We start from the raw sequence: 21,519 nt of genomic DNA on the forward strand, positions 1-21,519 counted from the left end.
CTTATTTGCGGCTGTCCGCCTGGAAAGTGCTCGTCAGTATCTTGCCGGGAGGAAATTTGTCGCCCGTGGGAATCGGGTTGATTTCCGGGGCTGTCCTGGGAGTGGTGGGTTGGGCGGCCGGCTGGGTAGGAGCCTTTTGCTCCGGCGGTGTCGTATAGCTGTCCAGCACCAGCGTCGGCGCGGAAGCACTGGCCAGCGGTGCGGAAGGGTCGGCAGGCGGCGTCTGCGAAGGCCGGGGCATTGGTGCGGCCTGTGGAGCGGCGGCTTGCTCAACCATGTTCGATGCGGCTTCTTCCGACGCATTCGTCGCATTGTCCGCGCCGCCCGTTGGCAGGTTGCCGGCGAATGCGCCTACGGCGAGCGCGATCAACACGGTGATGATGGCGAAGCTCTTATACATCTTCAGACCGGACCATGGTGGAAAAGGCAGCCCTTATCGCGCCGTCACGGTAAAGATTTGGTGAGCGCCCCGGCTCAGGCGGGTTCGGGCGTCCTTTCCTTCGCCTGCTTCCGTGGAACGGACGCGGCGTCGCGCAATATGTCGGCCAGCATCCTGAACTCCTCACCCCTTGGGCTGTTCTTGCGCCAAACGAGAGCGATATCGCGCCGGGCATGCTCCGACTTGAGCGGACGGGCGACAATATGCGTGTTATTCAAAATGCCCCCCTGGATCGCCATTTCCGGCAGCATGGTAAGGCCGAGGCCATTTTCCACCATCTGCACCAGCGTATGGAGGGACGTGCCCATCATCGTCGCCTCCGCGCGCAATTCGGGCCGGTTGCACGCGGCGAGCGCATGATCCTTCAGGCAATGCCCGTCCTCCAGCAGCAGCAGGCGGCTTTCATCGATCATTTCCGGCGCGATGGCGGCGGGCGGATCGCGCGGATCGTCTTTCGGGAAGGCGACGAACAGCGCGTCGGACATCAACAGTTCGCTCTCCACCTCTCCGGTGGCGTAGGGCAAGGCCAGCAGAACGCAGTCGACATGGCCGTGGCGAAGGGATTCTACCGCCGCATGGCTGGTTTCCTCCCGCAGATAGAGTTTCAGCTCCGGCTTATCCGTGCGCAGGCGGGGCAGCAGCCTGGGAAGAAGGAAAGGGGCGATGGTTGGAATGACGCTCATGCGCAATTCGCCGCAGAGGGGCTTGCCGGACGCCTGGGCGATGGCGGCCAGTTCCTCCGCTTCGCGCAGAACGCGGTGGGCCTTCTCCACGATCCGGTCGCCCAATGCGGTGAAGCGGACGACGCGGCGCGTGCGTTCGACCAGCGTGATGCCGACCAGGGATTCCAGTTCGCGGATACCGGCCGAAAGCGTCGATTGGGTAACGAAACAGGCGTCCGCAGCCTTGCCGAAATGCCCCTGTTCCTTGAGCGCAACAAGATATTGCAATTGCTTGAGGGTGGGCATGTAACTGGACATTCATCGATCCCTTCGATTGAATGTCTAAATATAATCGCTCTACCCGATATATCCAGCCCATTTGGCAAAGCCGAACAGCGAAGTGAGCGTCAGGATGATGCCGACTGCGGTCAGCAGAACGCGGGGCGCGATATGGCGGGCGAGCATGGCGCCGAACGGGGCCGCGATCACCCCGCCGATCAGCAGGCCGACGGTGGCAAGCGTGAACGCGGTTAGGCCGATGTTGAAGATGAAGGCGATGCTGATGCTGAGGGTCAGCACAAATTCAACGCTGTTGACCGTGCCTATGGTGTGACGCGGGCTGGCCCCCTGGATCAACAGGTTGGACGTCACGATCGGACCCCAGCCGCCGCCGCCTGTCGCATCCATGAAGCCGCCGATTAGGCCGAGCGGCGTCACGATCTTCGGGCTGCGGCTTTGCGGCGGATAATGGAAACCGCGCCAGATCAGCCAGATGCCGATGCAGATAAGATAAGCCTGAATGAATGGTTTTATGAAACCACCGTCGATGTTCGACAGCACATAGGCGCCAAGCACCCCGCCAATGACGCCGGGAATGACCAGCCGGGAAAAGAGTTTCCAGTCCACATTGCGGTGCCAGATATGGCTGATCGCCGAGACGCCCGTCGTGCATGTTTCGGCCGCGTGCACACCGGCCGAGGCCGCAGCGGGGGGGACGCCCATCGTCAGCATCAGGGTGCTGGAAATCACGCCATAAGCCATGCCGAGCGCGCCATCGACCATCTGCGCGCCGAACCCCACAAGGATGAAAGGAAGGATGTCCTGAAAATTGATGGATGCCGCATGCGCGGCAAGCGAATCAAGCATGACTTCCCCTAGGCCGTAATTGTCTACTTCTCTGCTTAGCTTTCCAAAAGCCTCCAAGCAAGTTTCTCTTGGGGGATCAGAAGGCAAATAGCGACCCCATCTGGAATTATTAAGGGGCAATGACTATTATCCGGTCTGTTCAGGGATAAGGGCGGGCTTATGCTCAACAGGCTGATTGCATATCTGGATTCGGTGAAGGCGCGGGACCCCGCCCCGCGTTCGCGCGCTGAGATTCTGCTTTATCCCGGCGTCTGGTCGCTGGCCTATCATCGCATTGCGCACGCCCTGTATCGCCGCCGACTCTATTTTCTGGCGCGGGCCGTCAATCACTGGTCGCGCTTTCTGACGGCCAACGACATTCATCCAGGTGCGAAGATCGGCCGGAATCTTTTCATCGATCATGGCTTTACGGTGATCGGGGAGACGGCCGAGATCGGCGATGACGTTACCATCTACCAGAATGTCACGCTTGGCGGCACGGACCCGGCCAACGGCATTGCAGGCAAGCGGCATCCCACGATCGCCGATGGCGTTATCATTGGGTCGGGCGCGCAGGTGCTTGGGCCGATCGTGGTCGGCGCGCGCGCGCGCGTTGGCGCGAATGCGGTTGTGACCAAGGCTGTGCCGGAGGGCGCGACTATGGTCGGCATCCCTGCACGCCAGGTGCTGGTCGACGTCACCGCCTATCAGCGCGAGTTCGTCCCCTATGGCACGCCGTGCAGCGACAGTTTCGACCCGGCCACGCAGAAGCTGGAGTTGCTCCAGTGCGAAGTGGAAAATCTTCGCAAGCGCCTGGCCGAACTGATCGAGGAGAAGGCGCAGCGTGAAGCGCCCGCCCCGGCTCCCGTTAAGGAGCGCGGTCGCGCCTGATGACCAATGTCACGCCGTTCCCTGCCCATGGCGCAACACCGGCGCAGACCGGGTTTGAGCGGCAGGAACTGATGCGGATCATGGACCTTTACGGGCGTATGGTTTCCGCCGGACATTGGCGGGATTACGCCATCGATCTGGGCAAGGATGCGGCGATCTTCTCCGCATTTCGCAGGTCGGCCGAGCGGCCGGAATATCGCATTGAGAAACGGCCGGCGCTGCGCAACCGTCAGGGCATGTGGGCGCTGATCGGCGAGGCCGGCGCAGTGCTGAAGCGCGGAGCGGATCTGGGACCGGTTCTAGCGCCCGTGGAACGCAAGCTGATGCGGCTGGTGGAGGAATAGGTCGGCGAGGGGCCGCCGTCAGGCCTTTACCGCCGCCTCCCGGTCCAGATAGGGAAGGCGGCCGCGAATATCCTCAGGCAATCCCTCCACCACCAGCTTTCGCGCCTTATGCCATAGCGCGGACAGCAGCAGCAGCGCCGAGCCGATGATGAGCGCGGTGAACGCCCAGGACAATTCCACCGCTCCGGCCTGTTCCATCAGCGCGTATAGGGCATAGAGCACATAGGCGAGGCTGGATACCAGCAGCGCCCGGCGATCGATCGCCAGAGCGACGAGGCCGAAGGCGACATAGAGCAGCAATACCGTTATCGCCGTGCCAACGCCCATCTCGCCATCGAATACGCCGAGCAGGTGGAACATGCTGTGCGCGATCATCGGGGCGGCGGTGAGGTGCAGCCAGAAAGCGACGTCGGACCGGCGGGTCGTGCGGCCCCGGTCGCTCATGTCCCACCACATCGCGGCGGCGAAGATGCCAAGCCCGGCCAGCAGAACAAGCCAGAAAAGCGCGCCCTCAATCCTGGGTATGGCCGCATAGACAAGCGCTATGCCCACGCCCGCGACCGCCAGCGCCCCTGCGGCTACAGTGATCGGCACCATGAAGCGCTTCCAGTGGAACCAGATGGCGATGGCCGTCGCCAGCGCGATCCCCGATGCCAGAAGTCCACCGGCGCGGGGGGCGGGATCAGGCGCGACCTGCAAGACAAGCGCGGCCAATGCAAAGGTGACGCCGCCTGCAAAGCCGAGGAGCAGCAGGATGCTGGGCAGCGCCATGCGCCGTTGCCGCGTGAAATATTCGGCCAGGCCCCAGGACGCGGCGGCAATGAACAGGCCGGATGCGACGGACGGCTGATAGTCCGCCGCGCCAAGGCGCACCGTGTTTCCGAGCCAGCCCACCGCAACAAGCAGTATCGTTGCAGCAATAGTCACGAAAATATCGTTGAAGCCTGTCAGCAACCGGAAATGTTCTTCATCGACCAGGGGACTCGCGCGAAGCCGGGAAACATGGGCGCGAAGCGCCTCTGCCGCCTCGGCGCTAATGGCTCCGGCTTCCACGGCATTCTGGAGGTCACTCTCGCTATACATGGCCGATTTCCTCTCTTTGGCCGGAAGATAGCAGGGGTGTGTTGATATAGCAATACACATGCGGCGCGCCGTGATTGCAATAAAACTGTCATTAAAATTCCTCGAAACGGAAACAATACAGTCATAATTGCCCAGCGCGGACACGGCCGGACAACCGGACAAGGAATAGATATAGATGCGTATAAGATTGTTCGGAGCGACCGCGATTGCTGCTCTCGCCTGGCCGCATGCTGCTATGGCGCAAGGGTTGAGCGCCGAGGAGGCCGCGCAACTGCGTGCCGAAATCGCAGCGCTGAAAGCGCAGGTATCGAAGCTGGAATCCCGGTTGGACGGCGTGGAAGCCGCGGCGGCCGCACCTACTCCCGGCGCTGGCGCCGCCGGTGGAGCGCCCGGAACGCCGGCGCCCGCTCAGGTCGCCAGCGCGGCCCAGCCCGAAACCAAGATCGGCTGGAAGGGATCGCCGCTGTTCAGCCGTGGAGACGCCAGCTTCAAGGTGAAGGGGCGCATCCAATATGATGCGGGCTATGTCTCCGCGCCCAAGAGCGTTAATGATCGCGCGGTCGGTTTCTCCAATGAGCTTCGCCGCCTGCGCCTGGGGGGCGAGGGCAAGCTGGGCGGCGGGTTCGGCTATAAGCTGGAGACGGAGCTTTCCGACAATACCGTCGATCTGGTCGACACCTATATCACCTATGAGCATGGAAAGTGGCTGGTTACGCTTGGCAATCACAACCAGTTCCAGTCGCTGGACGAGTTGATAAGCGACACCGCCGGATCGGTGATGGAGCGCGCCGCGTTCACCGACGCTTTCGGATTTGAACGCCGCCTGGGCCTTTCCGTGCAATATCAGAACGGCCCGATCTTCGCGCAGGGCGGCATCTTTTCCGACAGCGCGGACTCCCTCACCAACGCCAGCGACGGTCCCAATGGCGGCGACGAAAATAACAGCTTTGGGCTCGACGGGCGGCTGGTGTTCGCGCCCAAATTGGGACCGGTGCAGCTCCATCTCGCCGGTTCCTATCATTGGCGCGATTTCAAACGCTTGTCGGAAACGCCGCAGCGGTACCGCCAGCGGGCGTTCCTGCATTCGATCAACAGCCGCTTCCTTTCGACCCAGGCCATTCCCGCAGAGGGGGAGAGCCATTACGGCGCTGAGGCCGGAGCGATTATGGGGCAATGGCATGTCGCTGGCGAGGCGCATTGGTTGCGGGTATTCCGTCCCGGCCTGGCCGATCCCACTTTCTTCGGCGGTTATGCGGAGATTGGCTATTATATCACCAAGGGCGATTCCCGGCCCTATAAGGCCGGCATCATGGGAACGGCCGATCCCAAAAATCCGGTCAGCAAGGGTGGGCCGGGCGCGATCCAGGTGAATCTGCGCTATGACTATCTGGATATGAATGACATGGGCATTACCGGCGGCAAGCAGAACGCCTATATCGCCGGCATCATCTGGACCCCGATCAACTATCTGCGCTTCAACATGAATTATGCGCACATCAGATATGACGACGCCGCAATCCTTGCAGGAACCCGCGCGGACTACGGCGTCGATGTGATGGGTGTGCGGGCCGAACTGGATTTCTGACGGCCAGCCCTGAAAGGTCCGGCCTGAATTGAGGAAAGCCGGCTTGCTCCTGTTGTCGCAGGAGCAAGCCACCCCAAGCCTAGAGCTTCCCGTATTTCGCTTCGAAACCGGCGATGTCGCCAGCCGCGAGATATTTTGCCTGATCGACCCAATGGTCGCGGACCGGGCGGCCCTTGAACGCGCCCAGTTGGGCATCGATCTTGGCGAGGTCTGTGTCGGTCCATCCCGCAATCTGCGCAAAGCTGGTGACACCAAGGTCGACGAGCATCGTATTCAGCTTGGGACCTACACCCTTCAACAGCAGCAGATCGTCGGGCGCTGAAGGCGCTGCGGGCGCGGGCTTTGCGGCCGCGGGTTCAGCCGTTTTCTTTGGAGCCGCCTTGGGCTTGGCTGCCGCCGCGGCAGGCTCCGCCTTCGGTTTCACCTCAGCCTTGGGTTTTGCAGGCTTTGCGGCGGGCGTTGCAACGGGTGCGGCGGCGGGCGCTGTGCTGGCCGCCTTCGGCGCGGCGGCTTTCTTGGGGGCTGGTTTCTCAGCGGCTGGAGCAGGCGTTGGAACTGCCGGCTCCTTAGCTGTTTTGGCTGCAGCTTTGGGCGTCTTGGCAGGGGCGGGTGCATCCACAACCGGCTTTGCGGCCGCCGCCTTTTTCGCGGCTGGTTTTTTCACGGCCGGAGCGGGTTCGCTGACCAGAGCGGCCGCTTTCGCAGGGGGAGGCGCGGCGGCGGGTTCGGCGGCCTTTGCCGGTTCGGGCGCTGGCGCAGGTTCCGCGGCGGCCTTGCTGGTCACCGGAGGCTTGATTTCCGTGGCGGCTGGCTTGATCGTTTCGGACGGTGGAGCGGCGTCCTTCTTGCCTGACAGGAAGAAGAACAGCACGATGATGATCAGCAGCGCAATCAGAAGCCACAGGCCATAGTCGGCAAAAAATGTGCTCATGTGGATAATCCTTTCCCGAACTAGGAATGATAGCGGGATGAACGGCCGAGTCCACATGCAACGCCCTGCAAAGGCAAGGGTTCATGCGGCATAATGGGACGACTGACGGGCCTTCGGCGCAAATTATACGGTAAGTTGCTGTTTTACAGTCATTCCTGCCGTCGATTTGGCATCATCCCGCCTTTTCGCGTTCCACCTCGCGCCAGCCAATGTCGCGGCGGCAGAAGCCGGTCGGGAAATCGATCCGGTCAACGGCGGCATAGGCGATGGCCTGCGCCTGTGTCGCGGAGCCGCCGGTCGCTGTGACATTCAGTACGCGCCCGCCATTGGCGACGAGCTTTCCATCTTTTAGCGCGGTGCCGGCATGGAAAACCTTTGCCCCATCCTGCTCAGCGCCATCCAGGCCGGAAATGGCGCCGCCCTTTTCCGGCGTGCCGGGATAGCCATTCGCCGCCATGACGATGGTCAGTGCCGTCTCATCGCGTAGCGTGACAGGGCCATGCTCCGCCAGCTTGCTCTGCGCCACGGCGAGCAGCAGTTCGACCAGATCGCCCTCCAGCCGCATCATCAGCACCTGGCATTCCGGGTCGCCGAACCGGGCGTTATATTCGATCAGTTTCGGCCCGGCGTCGGTCAGCATCAGCCCGGCATAGAGTACGCCGCTGTAAGGCATGCCTTCCGCCGCCAGCGTGTCCACGGTCGGCCGGATGATTTCCGCCATGACGCGCGCTTCCAGCTCCGGGGTCAGGACAGGCGCAGGGCTGTACGCGCCCATGCCGCCAGTGTTTGGGCCAGTGTCGCCATCGCCGACGCGCTTATGGTCCTGCGCGGAGCCGAAGGGGATGACCGTAGAGCCATCAGTTAGGGCGAAGAAGCTTGCCTCCTCGCCGGTCATGAACTCCTCGATCACCACTTCCTCGCCGGCCTTGCCGAACGCGCCGGAAAACATCTCGGCGATCGCGTCCTCGGCCTCCTGCCGCGTCATGGCGATGATGACGCCCTTTCCGGCGGCGAGGCCATCCGCCTTGATGACGACCGGTAGGCCGAAATCGTCGAGCGCGGCGAGTGCGCCATCCTTGCTCGTCAACCGCTCGTAACCGGCCGTCGGAATATTCGCACGCTTGCACAGGTCCTTGGTAAAACCCTTTGATCCTTCAAGCTGGGCGGGCTTCTTGTCCGGGCCGAACACCGGCACGCCCATGGTGCGCAGATTGTCGCCCAGGCCATCAACCAGCGGCGCTTCCGGCCCGATGACGACCAGGCCGATCGAATGGCGGATGCAGAAATCGAGGATGGCGCGATGATCGGCCGGATCGATATCGACCAGCTCCGCATGCTGCGCTATGCCCGGATTGCCCGGCGCGGCGTAAAGCTGCGTGAGCAGAGGCGATTGCGCCATCCGCCATGCCAGCGCATGTTCGCGCCCACCGCCGCCAAGCAAAAGGATGTTCATCGCCCGTCATGTCTCCTGAATATGATCCCGCCGGCCGCCTGTTAGCGGAGGAAACCCCCGGCGACAACGCACCCCCCCTGAGTGTCAGCGAATTGTCAGGCATGTTGAAGCGCACGGTTGAGGATCGCTTCGGCCATGTGAAGCTGCGCGGCGAGATTTCCGGGTTCAAGCGCGCGGCGTCCGGCCATCTCTATCTGGCGCTGAAAGATGACAGCGCCGTCATTGACGGGGTGATGTGGAAGGGCGGGGCGGGGCGTCTCGCCTTTTCGCCGCAGGATGGCGTGGAGGTGATCGCCACCGGCAAGCTCACCACCTATCCGGGCCGGTCGAAATATCAGATCGTGATCGATCGGATGGAACTGGCGGGTGAGGGCGCGCTGATGGCGCTGCTCGAAAAACTCAAGCGCCAGCTCGGCGCGGAGGGGCTATTCGATCCCGCGCGCAAAGTCCCGCTGCCCTTTCTGCCCAAGGTGATTGGCGTAGTGACCTCGCCTACCGGTGCGGTCATCCGTGACATTTTGCATCGGCTGGAGGATCGCTGCCCGACGCATGTGCTGGTCTGGCCCGTGCTGGTGCAGGGCGAGAGCGCGGCGGCGCAGGTGGCGGCGGCGGTGCGCGGCTTTGATGCGATGCGCCCCGGCGGTCCAGTGCCGCGTCCCGATCTGGTGATCGTCGCGCGTGGCGGCGGGTCGATCGAGGATCTCTGGGCGTTTAATGAGGAAGCCGTGGTGCGTGCCGTGGCCGAGTGCAGCATCCCGATCATTTCGGCCGTCGGGCATGAGACCGACACGACGCTGTGTGACTATGCGGCCGACGTACGCGCGCCCACGCCCACCGCCGCCGCCGAAATGGCGGTGCCGGTCCGCGCAGAGCTGCTGGCGATGTTGACCGAAAGCGGTCTGCGCGCTGGGCGGGCTGTGCGGCGCGGTGCGGGGCAGGCGCGAGAGCGGCTGGAAACGCAGGTCCGCCTGATGCCTCGCCCCGACACGCTGCTCGCGCCGCAAAGGCAGAGGGCTGACGATCTGGGTAAACGGCTGGGGCGCGGGCTTCGCCATCGCCTTACCGACGCGCGGCGGGAATTGTCGGACGCGGGCGGTGCGCTTCGCCCCATCCTCCTGCAGAACCGCCTCGCGCGGGAGTGGCAGCGGTTGCAGGGTGCGCGGCTGCGCCCGCAAATGCTGACCCGTCCGCTGGCTGACGGGCGGCAGGCGCTTGACCGGTTGTGGCGTCTGGCGGTTTCGCTGGACCCCGACCGGCCGCTTTCGCGCGGCTTCGCCAGGGTGATGGCGGGCGGCAAACTGATAAGGAGTGTGCATGACGCCAAGGCGGCAGGACACGTTATGTTGCACTTCCAAGACGGCGAAACCCCCGCCAGCATCGGCGGTGGGGTTGAGAAAGCGCCTCCGGCCGATATATCGGAACATAAGCAAGGCACGCGCAACAAGCCGCGTGCTCCTGATGAGACGCGGCAGCAGGACTTGTTCACCTGACTTGCCACAGATACGGACCGGAATATCGCCTATGCTCATGTCCAACAGCGAACGTCCGCCGGCGCGGCTTCATTACATGGCGTACAGCTTTCGCGTGCTGACCGCCGGGGACCATGTGGTGTGCGCGGTCAGCGGCGCGCGTATCCCGCTGGAGGATTTGCGATACTGGAGCATCGCGCGGCAGGAAGCCTATGCGACCGCGCAACTTTCGGTCGAGGCGGAGATCAAGGACCGGGCCGCGCGCGGATTGCCGGGGTGAACATGCGCATAGCGCCGGGACTTGCCGTCCTTGGCCTTCTCGCCGGATGTGCGGCGCCCAGGCAGGCTGGACCGGAACCAGCCATCGCCAGCGTGCCAGAGGTCAAGATCACCCAGGAGCCATCCCGGACTGACTTCGCCTTTGAAGGCGCAATCACCCAGGGCGGTGCCGTCATAGGCACTGCGCCGAGCGGCACAGTGGCTTTGCGCTTTGGCGCCATGACGGTTCCCGTCGCTGATGACGGGCGCTTTCTGATCGCCTTCGACCGTGATGCGGGACCTGTCGCCACGCTGTCCGCGCGCTTGGCGGACGGAACAAGCATCGCCAAATCGCTGAACGTCCTCCCGCGCGCCTGGCGGCTGGAGAGGGTCGATGCCCCCCTGCGCCCGGTCGCCAGCAGCGAAGCCTTCATGACAATCCGCAAGCCGGAACTGGACCGTATTGCGGCTGCCCGCGCCGTCCAGACCGGCAGTCAGGGATGGCGTCAGCGGTTCATATGGCCACGCACCGGCCGCATCTCCGGCCTGTTCGGCGCGCAGCGCATCTATCGCGGGGAGCCTGGGGCCTATCATGGCGGCATCGACATCGCCGCCGCGACGGGCGCGCCGGTGCTTGCGCCCGCCGATGGCGTCGTCATCCTCGCCGCCGCTGCGCCCTTCACGCTGGAGGGGTATCTGCTGATGATCGATCATGGCGCCGGTCTCAACAGCGCCTTCCTGCACCTCTCGCGTATAGACGTGAAGGAAGGGCAGGCGGTGAAGAAGGGGCAATTGATCGGTGCGGTGGGCAGCACTGGCCGGGCGACCGGTGCGCATCTCCACTGGGGATTGAAATGGAACGACGCGCGTATCGACCCGCTGCTGCTTACGGGGCCGATGCCGGGCGCTGGTGCGTCTGATCCCGGTATGCCCAGCGACTAGCAATTACCCGACGCGTTTGATCTTCACCGCTGGCCAGCCGTTGACGCTGGCCTTGTAAGAGCCGAGCGCTGCGCGTTTTATGCTGATCTTCAAACCTGGCTTTGGCGTGCCGTAGGGCATTGGATCGGCTGTCTGCCACTGCGATCCGTCCTCAAGTGTGAATACCCAGATGCCATAGGACATAGCGCGAAGATTTTTGATTGTGTCATCGATTTGCGTGACTCGGTTTTCGTCCTCATCGTCATTTTTGTCGTCATCACCGCCGCCCAGAAAAGGCAGCTTCGGCATGGAAAAGCCGAACAGGGATCGGCGGGTCTGACGCACATCCTCTTTGTCCATCACGACGACTTCATTTTTCTCTGTCGCCGATTCGATGGCGGAGACCTGTTCGTCATAGCAGGCGAGACGGGCGGCTGAATCCGTGATCGCGCGGCAGTCCAGAAGTTTGCTCAATGCGCGGGGAGGAGCTTTTTGCGCGGCTTGTACGGGGATTGCCAGCACAATGCCGGCGCACACCAATGTCGCGCCGATCCTGGTGGCTATTCTGTCCTTCTGCACCCCGGTCCTCCACATTCAGCAACGCTGCGGACGCTTATAGGAGCAAATGGGGACGGGCCGCTAGACCAAGGCAAGCGTGGTGCGCGGCAATGGCTTGGGCAAGCAAAAAACTATCTGGGCCAAAAGCCTGACTTTTCCTGTCGAATTCGCATTTTTTGTAACAACAAAATTGCAAAACCTTAAGATTTTGAGTCAATGGGCAGGCATGTGGTAAATTTGCTACACGATCGTGCAAAAGCAAAAACCAGCCATTCCCGCGCTTTACAGCCGTTGTGCGCCCGCGCAGATTGCGCCGCAGCCGTTTGGGATGTCACGCTGTCGGGCACTCCATCCTGAACGCAAGTAAATTGGGGCAGGCAAAAAAAGCCTGTCACAACTCCAGAGCAAGGGACTGGATAGTGAAAAAAATATCTATGACGGCGCGACTGCGCTCGACCGTTGCACCTGCCATTTTTGGTGCGGCGCTCATCTCCATGCCTGCTTTTGCGCAGGACGCCCCCCAGACCGCCGATGACGCCTCCGAAGGCGAAGCGATCATCGTTACCGGTTCGCGCATTCAGCAGGCGAACCTGACGTCGGCCGCTCCGGTCACCGTCGTCAACGTCAAGGATATCCGTGCACAGGGCACGACCCGCGTTGAAGATCTTCTGAACACTCTGCCGTCGGTGTCGGCTGGCCAGTCGAGCGGCGTGTCCAACGCCGCAACCGGCACGGCGACCGTCGACCTTCGCGGTCTTGGCGTGGCCCGTACGCTTGTTCTGGTCAACGGCCGCCGCCTGATGCCGGGCGATCCCGCTGACTCCTCGGCGGATTTGAACGCGATTCCCGCCACCCTGATCAAGCGCATTGAAGTGCTGACGGGCGGCGCATCGTCGACTTACGGCGCGGACGCGGTTGCCGGCGTTGTCAACTTCATGATTGATACCGACTATACGGGTTTCCGTCTGGACGCCCAGTACAGCATGTATCAGCACAACAACCGCAACAAGGTGGTTCCGCCGCTGCTCGATGCGCGTCAGCAGGCCGGCTTTGACGGTTACAGCTATCCGAGCGGCAGCGTCCTTGACGGTGGCACGATCGACCTGTCGGCGACTGTCGGCACCGACTTCGATGACGGCCGTGGCCATATCACTGCCTATGCCGGCTATCGCAAGGTCAAGGCGATCACGCAGGATCGTCGCGACTACAGCGCCTGTACGCTGCAGGATACCGCGACTGCGCTGCAGTGCGGCGGTTCGGCGACTTCGGCCGAGGGCAACATCGTTGCCTATGCGGACGGCACGTCGACCTTCTTCAACTTCGGCCCCAACCGCACGCTGCTGCCTGGACCGACGCGCTACAACTTCGCGCCGACCAACTATTATCAGCGTCCTGACGAGCGTTACACCGCCGGTTTCTTCGCGAACTATGAAATCAATGACTCCATCAAGCCTTATGTGGAGTTCATGTTCATGGACGACCGGACGCTGGCGCAGATCGCGCCGTCCGGTGACTTCGGCAACACGCTGCAGATCAACTCGGACAACCCGCTAATCTCGGCTCAGCAGCGCGACATTCTGTTCAGCGCGGACAATCTGGTGAACGGCTATCTCGGCAGCTTCCCGCTGACCAACGTGTCCAATCCCGGTTTCGCTCCCAGCACCTTCATCGATCCGACGACCGGTGCGACCTACAACCGCGGTTTCATGCAGTTGCTGCGTCGTAACGTCGAGGGCGGCCCCCGTATCGCTGACCTTCAGCACACGCAGTTCCGCACGATCATCGGTTCGAAGGGCGATCTGTCGCCTGCCTGGTCCTATGATGCCTATTATCAGTATGGCCGCACCAACTACTCGCAGGTCTATTCCAACGAGTTCTCGGTTGCTCGCCTGACCAACGCACTGGATGCCGTTACCGACACCCGTGCAGGTAGCGCGACTTTCGGTCAGCCGATCTGCCGCTCGGTCCTGAGCGGCTCGGATCTGAACTGCGTGCCTTACGACGTGTTCTCTGGTGCGCCCGCTTCGCAGGCCTCGATCGATTATCTGTCGGCGACCGGCTTCCAGAAGGCGGTTCTCTCCGAACAGGTCGTCAGTGCGTCGATAACCGGTCTGCTTGGCGAATATGGCTTCAAGTCGCCGCTGGCTGAAGATGGCGTCGCGCTGAACCTGGGTGCTGAATATCGTAAGGAATCGCTGGACCTGAAGACCGACCAGGCCTTCTCGACCGGCGACCTGACCGGCCAGGGTGCACCGACCCTGCCGATCCAGGGCAGCTTCAACGTCAAGGAAGTGTTCGGCGAAATCCAGATCCCGCTCGTCCAGAACGGCTTCGTGGATACGCTCGCCCTGAATGGTGGCTATCGCTACTCGAAGTACAGCATTTCGAACGGCAACGAGTTCAGCACCGACACCTACAAGTTCGGCATCGAATTCGCGCCGGTCAGCGATATCCGCTTCCGCGCCAGCTACAACCGTGCGGCGCGTGCGCCGAACCTGCAGGAACTGTTCGCTCCGAACATCATCGCGCTCGATGGTTCGACCGATCCGTGCTCCGGCTTCGTGATCACGGCAGCCGACGTTGGCTGTCTTGCCCAGGGCCTGGCCATTGGCGACACCGTCACGCCGAACCCGGCTGGCCAGTATAACGGTCTGATCGGTGGCACGGCGACGCTGCGTCCCGAAAAGGCGACCACGAAGACTCTGGGTGTCGTGATCCAGCCGCGCTTCCTGCCGCGTTTCGCCCTGACTGTCGATTATTACGACATCAAGGTCGATGGCGCGATCCAGGGCTTCGGTTCCGACGCGATCGTGAACTTCTGTACCGCTACGGCTGATCCGACGGCTTGCGCCCTGATCAATCGTAACCCGGTCAACGGTTCGCTGTGGCTGACGTCCGATGGCTACATCACCAATCTGCAGCAGAACATCGGTGGCGTCCGCACGAAGGGTATCGACGTCGGTGCTTCCTACTCGCACGACATCGGTGAAACCGGCACCGTCAGCCTGAACTTCCAGGGCACCTATCTCGACAAATTCTATGTCGATAACGGTCTCTCGGAGCCTTATGACTGCGCTGGTTACTATGGTTCGACCTGCTCTGCCGGTGGCGTTCCGTCGGCTCCGAACGCTCGTTGGAGGCACAAGGCTCGCGCCAGCTTCGACATGCCGAACGGTCTGGGCTTCTCGCTGCAGTGGCGCTATTTCGGCCCGGTCAAGGTCGACTTCCGCAACCCCAGCTCGACGACGCAGGGTTCGTTCGATCCGTTCTCGTCGCGCCTTGGCGCACAGAGCTACTTCGATCTGTCGACCAGCTACCGGTTCGCTGGCAAGTATGAGTTCCGCCTGGGCGTGAACAACATTCTTGACCGTCAGCCGCCGCTCGTCACCTCTGGTCGCTCCAGCGGTGCCAACAACCAGTGCCCCACCGGGCCCTGCAACGGCAACACCTATCCGGCGGTGTACGACGCTCTTGGTCGTTACATCTTCGCAGGCATCACGCTCGACTTCTAAGCGTCATGCAGGGATAAGGAGAGGCGGCGGTCCCAAGGGCCGCCGCCTTTTTCTTTGCCTTCCGCGGAGACAGAATTTGCAGGAAAGCGCACAGCCCCTAGCTGCTCAGGCCGATCGCGCAGCGGCTGCGGGTGATTTTCCTCAAGCGCGCAGATTGTTGCAGTCGGCCATTTCAGGGGAAAAGGCCAATGTCGATCTCTGGTTGAAACTCGCAGCGATCTGCCGTGCGCAAGGCGATATTCCCGCGGCTCTTGCAGCAGTTGCTGAAGCATTGAAGCTGGAGCCTCTGCACTTCGTTGCCCTGTTGTTGAACGCCAGCCTTTTGGAACGGCATGGGGCGCCGGATGCGGACGAACATTTCGGGCGCGCGCTGGCGCAAATGCCCGATGAACCGCTACCGCCGCAAATGGCCGCGATGGTTCGCCATGCTCAGGAACGATATCGCGCTTTTCAGGCGCAGACAGACGCGCATTTGTCTGCGGCCATCGGCAACGCCGTGCCTCAAGCCAGCGAAGGTGACGCAAGACGGTTGAACCGGTTCCGCACCAATGTCGCGCGTATTACGTCCACCTATCATTCGGAACCGACCGACTATCATTATCCCGGACTTGCGGAGTTCGAATTCTTCGACCGGGACCGGTTCGATTGGCTCGAACGGCTTGAAGCGGCGACCGAAGGGATCGCCGAAGATTTTGCGCGCGTTGCTGCTGCCGAACGCAGGGAACTGGTGCCCTATGTGCAGTATCCGGAAGGCGTGCCGCTACGCCAGTGGGAGGCGCTCAATCATTCGCGCGACTGGCTCGCCATCCACCTCGTGCGTAATGGCGAAATCGTCGAGGCGAATGCCCGGCATTGCGGATTCACGATGGACCTGCTCAGGACGCTGCCCCAGCCCGCCATCGATCAGGTTTCGCCCAATGCGATGTTTTCGCTGCTCGCTCCCGGCGCGCATATCCCGCCGCATCATGGGATCACCAATACCCGTCTTGTTTGCCACCTGCCGTTGATCGTCCCGGAAAATTGCTGGTTTCGCGTTGGCGCGGACCGGCGTCTATGGCGACGGGGCGAGGCTTGGTTGTTCGATGATACGATCGAACATGAGGCGGCGAATGAGAGTGATGCGCTGCGCGTGGTGTTTATTTGTGACATTTGGCATCCAGACTTAAATGCGCAGGAGCGCGCTGGCGTTCGTGCCGTGATTGAAGCGCATGAGAACAGAGGTAATGGCGCCCTCTAAAGCCCATATATGTCTCTGCACTATTCGTTGATGGGAGAATGACTTGCAGCAACTCACCCCTGCCGTCGCGGCGGCGCTGCGAGAAACAATGGCGCTCGCCAGTCGCGGCAATCTTAACGGTGCGCGCGCTTTTGCCGAAAAGGCGTTGAGGGAGAATGGTTCACAGGGGCCGATCCACGCGCTGCTTGGCATGATTTGCTGCCGCGCGGGCGATCTGAGTTCAGGCATCGAACATATGCGCGAGGCTTTGCGCAGCAATCCGAACGACCCGGTAATCGCCGCCAATCTGACCACTGCGATGATTGACAGCGGACGGTTTGGCGAAGCGGTGGAGATATGCACGCAGCAACGCGCAATGAACGATCCTTCGGGACGCATGTGGCGTCTCCGCGGCTTCATTCTGCAACAGACGGACGATCACGCGGCCGCCGCCAGCGCCTATGAACAGGTCGTGGCTATCGCGCCTGATGATTTTGAAAGCTGGAATAATCTGGGTAACGCCAGGGTGACTGCCGGCGAAATGGATGCCGGCATTGCCGCACTGGAACGCGCATCGGCACTGGCTCCCGCCAATGGCCCGGTGCATCTCAACCTTGCGGCGGCCTACAGCAACGCCGGCAATCTGACTGCCGCAGCGGACATTCTCAGCCGCTATACAGCCAAGGTACCGGATGACGCCACGGCGCTGGTGGAGCAGGCTACGGTGTTGCGCCATTTGTATCGCGATTCTGAGGCGCTGGAGGTTCTCGAAAAAGCCGTCGCCGCTTCGCCGGGCAACATCGATTTGCTGGTGCAAATGGGTGAGGAGCAGGGGGCTGCATGGCGCTTTGCAGATGCGGAAAAGACGCTTCGCCGGGCGCTGAACATGGATCGGCGACATGGCAGAGCGTTTGTCCAATTGGCGATCTTGCTAGAACATCTGAATCGCGAGGATGAGCTTCCGGTGCTGCTCTCTGAGGCTCAGTCCGCTGGCGCCGACCAGGGCACGGCGCATTTTCTACAGGCGCTTATCTGCCGCCGGGAAAAGCGGTTCGAGGAAGGGTTGCGTTTTCTGGCGGAAGTGCCCCGCGACATTGAGCCAATCCGGCTGGCGCAGTTGGAAGGGCAATTTCGTGACCGGCTGAACGACGCGGACGGCGCTTTTGCGGCATTCACCGAAATGAATGAACTGTTCAAGCAGGACCCATCCGAACCATTGGTCCGCGCTGCTCGCTACCGGTCCGCACTGCAGGCCGACCGGGACGTCGTGACGCCGGAATGGTTTGCGGGCTGGCGAGATCTTCCGCCAGGCGCAGGCGAGGGCAGTCCGGTCTTTTTGATAGGCTTTCCCCGATCCGGCACGACATTGCTCGACACCATGTTGATGGGGCACGACAATGTGCAGGTGCTGGAGGAACGCCCTACGCTTCAGAAGGTCGAGGAACGGCTGGGCGGGATAGCCCGGCTTGCTGACCTGAGCGGGGAGGAGGTAGATGATCTAAGGAAGCTCTACTTCCATGAGGTTTCCAACCATATCGAACGGCGACCCGGCGCCCTGCTCGTGGACAAATCGCCTTTGCATATGACCAAAGCGCCGCTGATCCAGCGCCTGTTTCCTGACGCCAAATTCATTTTGGCGCTGCGACATCCATGCGACGTGGTGCTTAGCTGCTTCATCACGAGCTTCCGATTGAACAATGCGATGTCGAATTTCCTGGACCTCGGCACTGCAGCAGAATTTTACAACGCCTGTTTCGGATATTGGGAACATTGCCGCAGCATCATCCCAATTCAGGTTCACCCCATATTCTACGAGCAGATGGTGAATGACAGCGAGGCGGAACTGCGGCCGTTGTTCGACTATCTGGGTCTGGATTGGCGGGAAGGGGTACTGGATCATCAGCGCACAGCGGCGGCGCGAGGTCTGATCTCCACGGCAAGCTATGCGCAGGTCACTGAACCTATATATCGCCGCGCGGCGGGCCGCTGGACCCGCTATCGCGATCACCTTAACCCCGTTTTGCCGGTTCTTCAGCCCTGGGTGGAACGGTTCGGCTACAGCATCTAGCATCTTGCCGATCGCGGAATTCCCATTGATAATGTTGCCAATCGAATTCCCGATGTTTCAAGGGTGATGAAATGGCTCGTATTTCTGCACTGGCGCTTGCCTCGATGATCGTTCTTGCGCCTGTATCCCTCCATGCTGCTGATGAACCGGCGAAGGCCGATCCGGCTGGCGACAAGGCCAAAAGCGATCGGGTCATCTGCAAGACCACCGAGGAACTGGGTACGCGGCTCAAGCGTAACCGGGTTTGCAAGACCGCGGCTGAGTGGAACACGGAGCGGCAGGAAAATCGCGCAATGTTGCAGCGTATGCAGACCAACAAGTCTTGCGGTGTCGATGGCTGCTAAGGCTTTTCGGCAAACTGTTTTACACATAGTATTTGAGCAAAAGAAACGGGCGGACCATCGATCCGCCCGTTCTTTTATTAAGTCTGCAGCACCAGCGCGCCATCTCCGTCATCGACCTTGACCGTTGATCCGTCGGGCACGTCGCCGCGCAGGATCAGGTCAGCGAGCGGGTCCTGCAGGTATCGCTGCACAGCCCGCTTCAACGGCCGCGCGCCATAGACGGGGTCATAGCCGACCCGGCCCAGCCACGCCCGCGCCCCGTCGGAGAGGTCGAGGGTTACCTTGCGGTCCTTCAGCAGCTTCTGCACCCGGCTCACCTGGATATCCACGATCGGCGCCATATTGTCGGCCGACAGGCGGTGGAACAGGATGATCTCATCCAGCCGGTTCAGGAATTCCGGGCGGAAATGCGCGCGGACGATTTCCATCACCTGCGGCTCCACCTCGGACATCTTCTGCCCGTCCGCCATCCCGGACAGATATTGGCTGCCCAGGTTCGACGTCAGCACGATGATCGTGTTGGTGAAGTCGACGGTGCGGCCCTGTCCGTCGGTCAAACGGCCATCGTCCAGCACCTGCAGCAGCACGTTGAACACGTCGCCGTGCGCCTTCTCCACCTCGTCGAACAGCACGACCTGATAGGGCCGCCTGCGCACCGCTTCGGTCAGCACGCCGCCTTCCTCATAGCCGACATAGCCGGGGGGCGCGCCGATCAGCCGGGCAACGCTGTGCTTTTCCATGAACTCACTCATGTCGATGCGCACCATCGCCGCACTGTCGTCGAACAGGAATTCGGCCAGTGCCTTGGTCAACTCCGTCTTGCCGACGCCCGTGGGGCCAAGGAACAGGAAGCTGCCCAGCGGCCGGTTGGGGTCCTGAAGGCCTGCGCGCGCGCGCCTCACGGCCGTCGATACCGCCCGCACCGCATCGGCCTGGCCGATCACGCGCTTGCCGATCTCCGCCTCCATGTTCAGCAGCTTCTCGCGCTCGCCCTCCATCATCCGCTCGACCGGAATGCCGGTCCAGCGAGCAACGACGCCGGCAATGTCCTCCGCCGTCACTTCCTCGCGCAGCATCGCGCCCTTGGTGACGGTCTCGGCCTCCTCCAGCTTGCGGGTCAGGTCGGGGATGGTGCCATAGGACAGCTCACCCGCGCGTGCGAGGTCGCCCGCCCGCTGGGCCTGCTCCAGTTCCAGCCGCGCGGCGTCCAGTTGCTCCTTCAGTTTCGCTTCGCCCGCAATCTTGTCCTTCTCCGCCTGCCAGCGGGCGGTGAGTTCGGACGATTGCTGCTCCAGATTGGCGAGATCGTCCTCCAGCGTTTCCAGCCGGTCCTTGGACGCCTTGTCGGTCTCCTTCTTCAGCGCCTCGCGCTCGATCTTGAGCTGGATGATGCGCCGGTCGAGATTTTCGATCTCCTCCGGCTTGCTTTCCACTTCCATGCGCAGGCGTGATGCGGCTTCGTCCATCAGGTCGATGGCCTTGTCCGGCAGAAAACGGTCGGTGATGTAACGGTTGCTCAGCGTCGCTGCCGACACAAGCGCGCTGTCGGTGATCCGCACGCCGTGGTGCAGCTCATATTTTTCCTTCAGTCCGCGCAGGATGGAGATAGTGTCCTCCACCGTCGGCTCGCCGACGAATACGGGCTGGAACCGGCGCTGCAGGGCAGGGTCCTTCTCCACATGCTTGCGATATTCGTCCAGCGTGGTCGCGCCGATGCAGTGCAGTTCGCCACGGGCGAGGGCGGGCTTCAGCAGGTTGGACGCGTCCATCGCGCCTTCGCCCTTGCCCGCGCCAATCAGCGTGTGCATCTCGTCAATGAACAGGACGATCTGCCCCTCTGCGCCTTTCACCTCGTCCAGCACGCCTTTCAGCCGCTCCTCGAACTCGCCACGATATTTCGCGCCCGCGATCAGGCTGCCCATGTCGAGCGCCATCAGCGTGCGGTCCTTCAGCGTGTCGGGTACGTCGCCATTGGCGATGCGCAGGGCGAGGCCCTCGGCGATCGCCGTCTTGCCGACGCCGGGTTCGCCGATCAGCACGGGGTTGTTCTTGGTGCGACGCGCCAGAATCTGCACGGTACGGCGGATTTCCTCGTCGCGGCCGATCACCGGGTCCAGCTTGCCGTCCTTCGCCGCCTGCGTCAGGTCGCGGGCGAATTTCTTGAGGGCGTCATAGCGATCCTCGGCGCTCTGCGTGTCGGCGGTACGGCCGCCGCGCAACTGGTTGATGGCGGCGTTCAGCGCCTCGGCCTTCACGCCCGCCGCAGCCAATGCCTTGCCCGCCGTGGTGGTGCTGGAAAGGGTGAGGGTGAGCAGCAGCCGCTCGACCGTGACATAGCTGTCGCCCGCCTTCTGCGCGACTTGCTCGGCGGAATCGAGGACCCGCACGGCGTCATTGTCCAGGCCCGGCGTCACCTGCGCGCCGCTGCCCGACACGGCGGGCACCTTGGCCAGCGCAGCGTCCGTCTCGCGCATGGCCACCGCCGGGTCGCCGCCCGCCGCCCGGATCAGGCCGGACGCCATGCCCTGATCGTCCTCCAGCAGCGCCTTTAGCAGATGCTCCGGGCTGATCCGCTGGTGGCTCATGCGGATGGCCACGGTTTGCGCGGATTGCAGGAAACCCTTGGCGCGATCGGTGAACTTCTCGATATTCATGACACC

At 62.2% G+C, this 21,519-nt stretch carries 18 protein-coding genes; 10 read left to right on the plus strand and 8 right to left on the minus strand.

Going from position 1 to position 21,519, the window contains the following annotated elements; all coding sequences use genetic code 11:
- Position 1: 1 nt before the first annotated feature.
- The 3 genes from BHQ40_RS01930 to BHQ40_RS01940 all read right to left on the minus strand — a co-directional run bounded on the left by BHQ40_RS01930 (position 2) and on the right by BHQ40_RS01940 (position 2,247).
- A complete protein-coding gene (locus BHQ40_RS01930; protein WP_070151618.1) occupies positions 2-400 on the minus strand; it encodes a hypothetical protein in 399 nt (132 codons plus the stop codon).
- A gap of 74 nt (positions 401-474) precedes the next feature.
- Complete coding sequence (locus BHQ40_RS01935) at positions 475-1,419, minus strand: hydrogen peroxide-inducible genes activator (RefSeq protein ID WP_070151621.1); 945 nt, start codon at positions 1,417-1,419, stop codon at positions 475-477.
- A 39-nt stretch (positions 1,420-1,458) separates the two neighbouring features.
- Complete coding sequence (locus tag BHQ40_RS01940; RefSeq protein ID WP_070151623.1) at positions 1,459-2,247, minus strand: sulfite exporter TauE/SafE family protein; 789 nt, start codon at positions 2,245-2,247, stop codon at positions 1,459-1,461.
- A gap of 159 nt (positions 2,248-2,406) precedes the next feature.
- On the opposite strand from BHQ40_RS01940, the gene epsC reads away from it, so the two are divergent.
- Together epsC and BHQ40_RS01950 are read left to right on the plus strand one after the other, a co-directional pair.
- The gene (gene epsC, locus BHQ40_RS01945; protein WP_070151624.1) at positions 2,407-3,117 is read left to right on the plus strand and encodes a serine O-acetyltransferase EpsC; all 711 of its coding nucleotides are present in this window, start codon (positions 2,407-2,409) and stop codon (positions 3,115-3,117) included.
- On the plus strand, positions 3,117-3,461 hold the full coding sequence (locus tag BHQ40_RS01950) for a DUF2794 domain-containing protein (RefSeq protein WP_070151626.1): 345 nt from the start codon (positions 3,117-3,119) through the stop codon (positions 3,459-3,461). The genes epsC and BHQ40_RS01950 overlap by 1 nt, the downstream gene beginning before the upstream one ends.
- 18 nt (positions 3,462-3,479) lie before the next feature.
- Here the strand turns inward: BHQ40_RS01950 and BHQ40_RS01955 are convergent, their stop codons facing one another.
- Positions 3,480-4,544 carry a hypothetical protein gene (locus BHQ40_RS01955; RefSeq protein WP_070151628.1) on the minus strand — a complete coding sequence of 355 codons (1,065 nt, stop codon included), beginning with the start codon at positions 4,542-4,544 and terminating at the stop codon, positions 3,480-3,482.
- Between the two features lie 175 nt (positions 4,545-4,719).
- On the opposite strand from BHQ40_RS01955, the gene BHQ40_RS01960 reads away from it, so the two are divergent.
- Positions 4,720-6,129 (plus strand): porin, encoded by a 1,410-nt coding sequence (locus BHQ40_RS01960; protein WP_070151629.1) that lies wholly within the window; start codon positions 4,720-4,722, stop codon positions 6,127-6,129.
- Between the two features lie 79 nt (positions 6,130-6,208).
- Here BHQ40_RS01960 and BHQ40_RS26620 read toward each other — a convergent pair whose 3' ends face one another.
- Positions 6,209-7,060, minus strand: a complete 852-nt coding sequence (locus tag BHQ40_RS26620) for a helix-hairpin-helix domain-containing protein (protein WP_139139138.1) — start codon at positions 7,058-7,060, stop codon at positions 6,209-6,211.
- 172 nt (positions 7,061-7,232) lie between these two features.
- Complete coding sequence (purD, locus tag BHQ40_RS01970) at positions 7,233-8,513, minus strand: phosphoribosylamine--glycine ligase (protein WP_070151631.1); 1,281 nt, start codon at positions 8,511-8,513, stop codon at positions 7,233-7,235.
- 8 nt (positions 8,514-8,521) lie between these two features.
- Here purD and xseA point away from each other — a divergent pair, with 8 nt between their 5' ends.
- Genes xseA through BHQ40_RS01985 form a run of 3 tightly spaced genes read left to right on the plus strand, consistent with a single transcriptional unit; the run spans position 8,522 to position 11,182 of the window.
- Entirely contained in the window at positions 8,522-10,003 is a 1,482-nt protein-coding gene (gene xseA, locus BHQ40_RS01975; protein WP_070151639.1) for an exodeoxyribonuclease VII large subunit, read from the plus strand.
- 31 nt (positions 10,004-10,034) lie between these two features.
- Complete coding sequence (locus BHQ40_RS01980; protein WP_070151641.1) at positions 10,035-10,262, plus strand: DUF2093 domain-containing protein; 228 nt, start codon at positions 10,035-10,037, stop codon at positions 10,260-10,262.
- A gap of 2 nt (positions 10,263-10,264) precedes the next feature.
- On the plus strand, positions 10,265-11,182 hold the full coding sequence (locus tag BHQ40_RS01985) for a M23 family metallopeptidase (RefSeq protein WP_083276638.1): 918 nt from the start codon (positions 10,265-10,267) through the stop codon (positions 11,180-11,182).
- 3 nt (positions 11,183-11,185) lie between these two features.
- On the opposite strand, the gene BHQ40_RS01990 is transcribed toward BHQ40_RS01985, so the two are convergent.
- Positions 11,186-11,740 (minus strand): hypothetical protein, encoded by a 555-nt coding sequence (locus BHQ40_RS01990; RefSeq protein ID WP_083276631.1) that lies wholly within the window; start codon positions 11,738-11,740, stop codon positions 11,186-11,188.
- A 413-nt stretch (positions 11,741-12,153) separates the two neighbouring features.
- Between BHQ40_RS01990 and BHQ40_RS01995 the strand changes: the two genes are divergently transcribed.
- From BHQ40_RS01995 to BHQ40_RS02010, 4 genes are all read left to right on the plus strand, one after another.
- Positions 12,154-15,231 (plus strand): TonB-dependent receptor domain-containing protein, encoded by a 3,078-nt coding sequence (locus tag BHQ40_RS01995; RefSeq protein WP_070151645.1) that lies wholly within the window; start codon positions 12,154-12,156, stop codon positions 15,229-15,231.
- Positions 15,125-16,468, plus strand: coding sequence for an aspartyl/asparaginyl beta-hydroxylase domain-containing protein (locus tag BHQ40_RS02000; RefSeq protein ID WP_253183226.1), 1,344 nt, complete (start codon positions 15,125-15,127; stop codon positions 16,466-16,468). The genes BHQ40_RS01995 and BHQ40_RS02000 overlap by 107 nt, the downstream gene beginning before the upstream one ends.
- Before the next feature lie 43 nt (positions 16,469-16,511).
- The gene (locus BHQ40_RS02005; RefSeq protein ID WP_070151649.1) at positions 16,512-18,515 is read left to right on the plus strand and encodes a tetratricopeptide repeat-containing sulfotransferase family protein; all 2,004 of its coding nucleotides are present in this window, start codon (positions 16,512-16,514) and stop codon (positions 18,513-18,515) included.
- Positions 18,516-18,586: 71 nt separating this feature from the next.
- Positions 18,587-18,859, plus strand: coding sequence for a hypothetical protein (locus BHQ40_RS02010; protein ID WP_139139139.1), 273 nt, complete (start codon positions 18,587-18,589; stop codon positions 18,857-18,859).
- Between the two features lie 77 nt (positions 18,860-18,936).
- Here the strand turns inward: BHQ40_RS02010 and clpB are convergent, their stop codons facing one another.
- The gene (clpB, locus tag BHQ40_RS02015; protein WP_070151653.1) at positions 18,937-21,513 is read right to left on the minus strand and encodes an ATP-dependent chaperone ClpB; all 2,577 of its coding nucleotides are present in this window, start codon (positions 21,511-21,513) and stop codon (positions 18,937-18,939) included.
- Positions 21,514-21,519 lie beyond the last annotated feature (6 nt).

The organism is Sphingobium phenoxybenzoativorans (genome assembly GCF_001757355.1).
In the GTDB taxonomy this organism is placed as follows: Bacteria; Pseudomonadota; Alphaproteobacteria; order Sphingomonadales; family Sphingomonadaceae; genus Sphingobium; species Sphingobium phenoxybenzoativorans.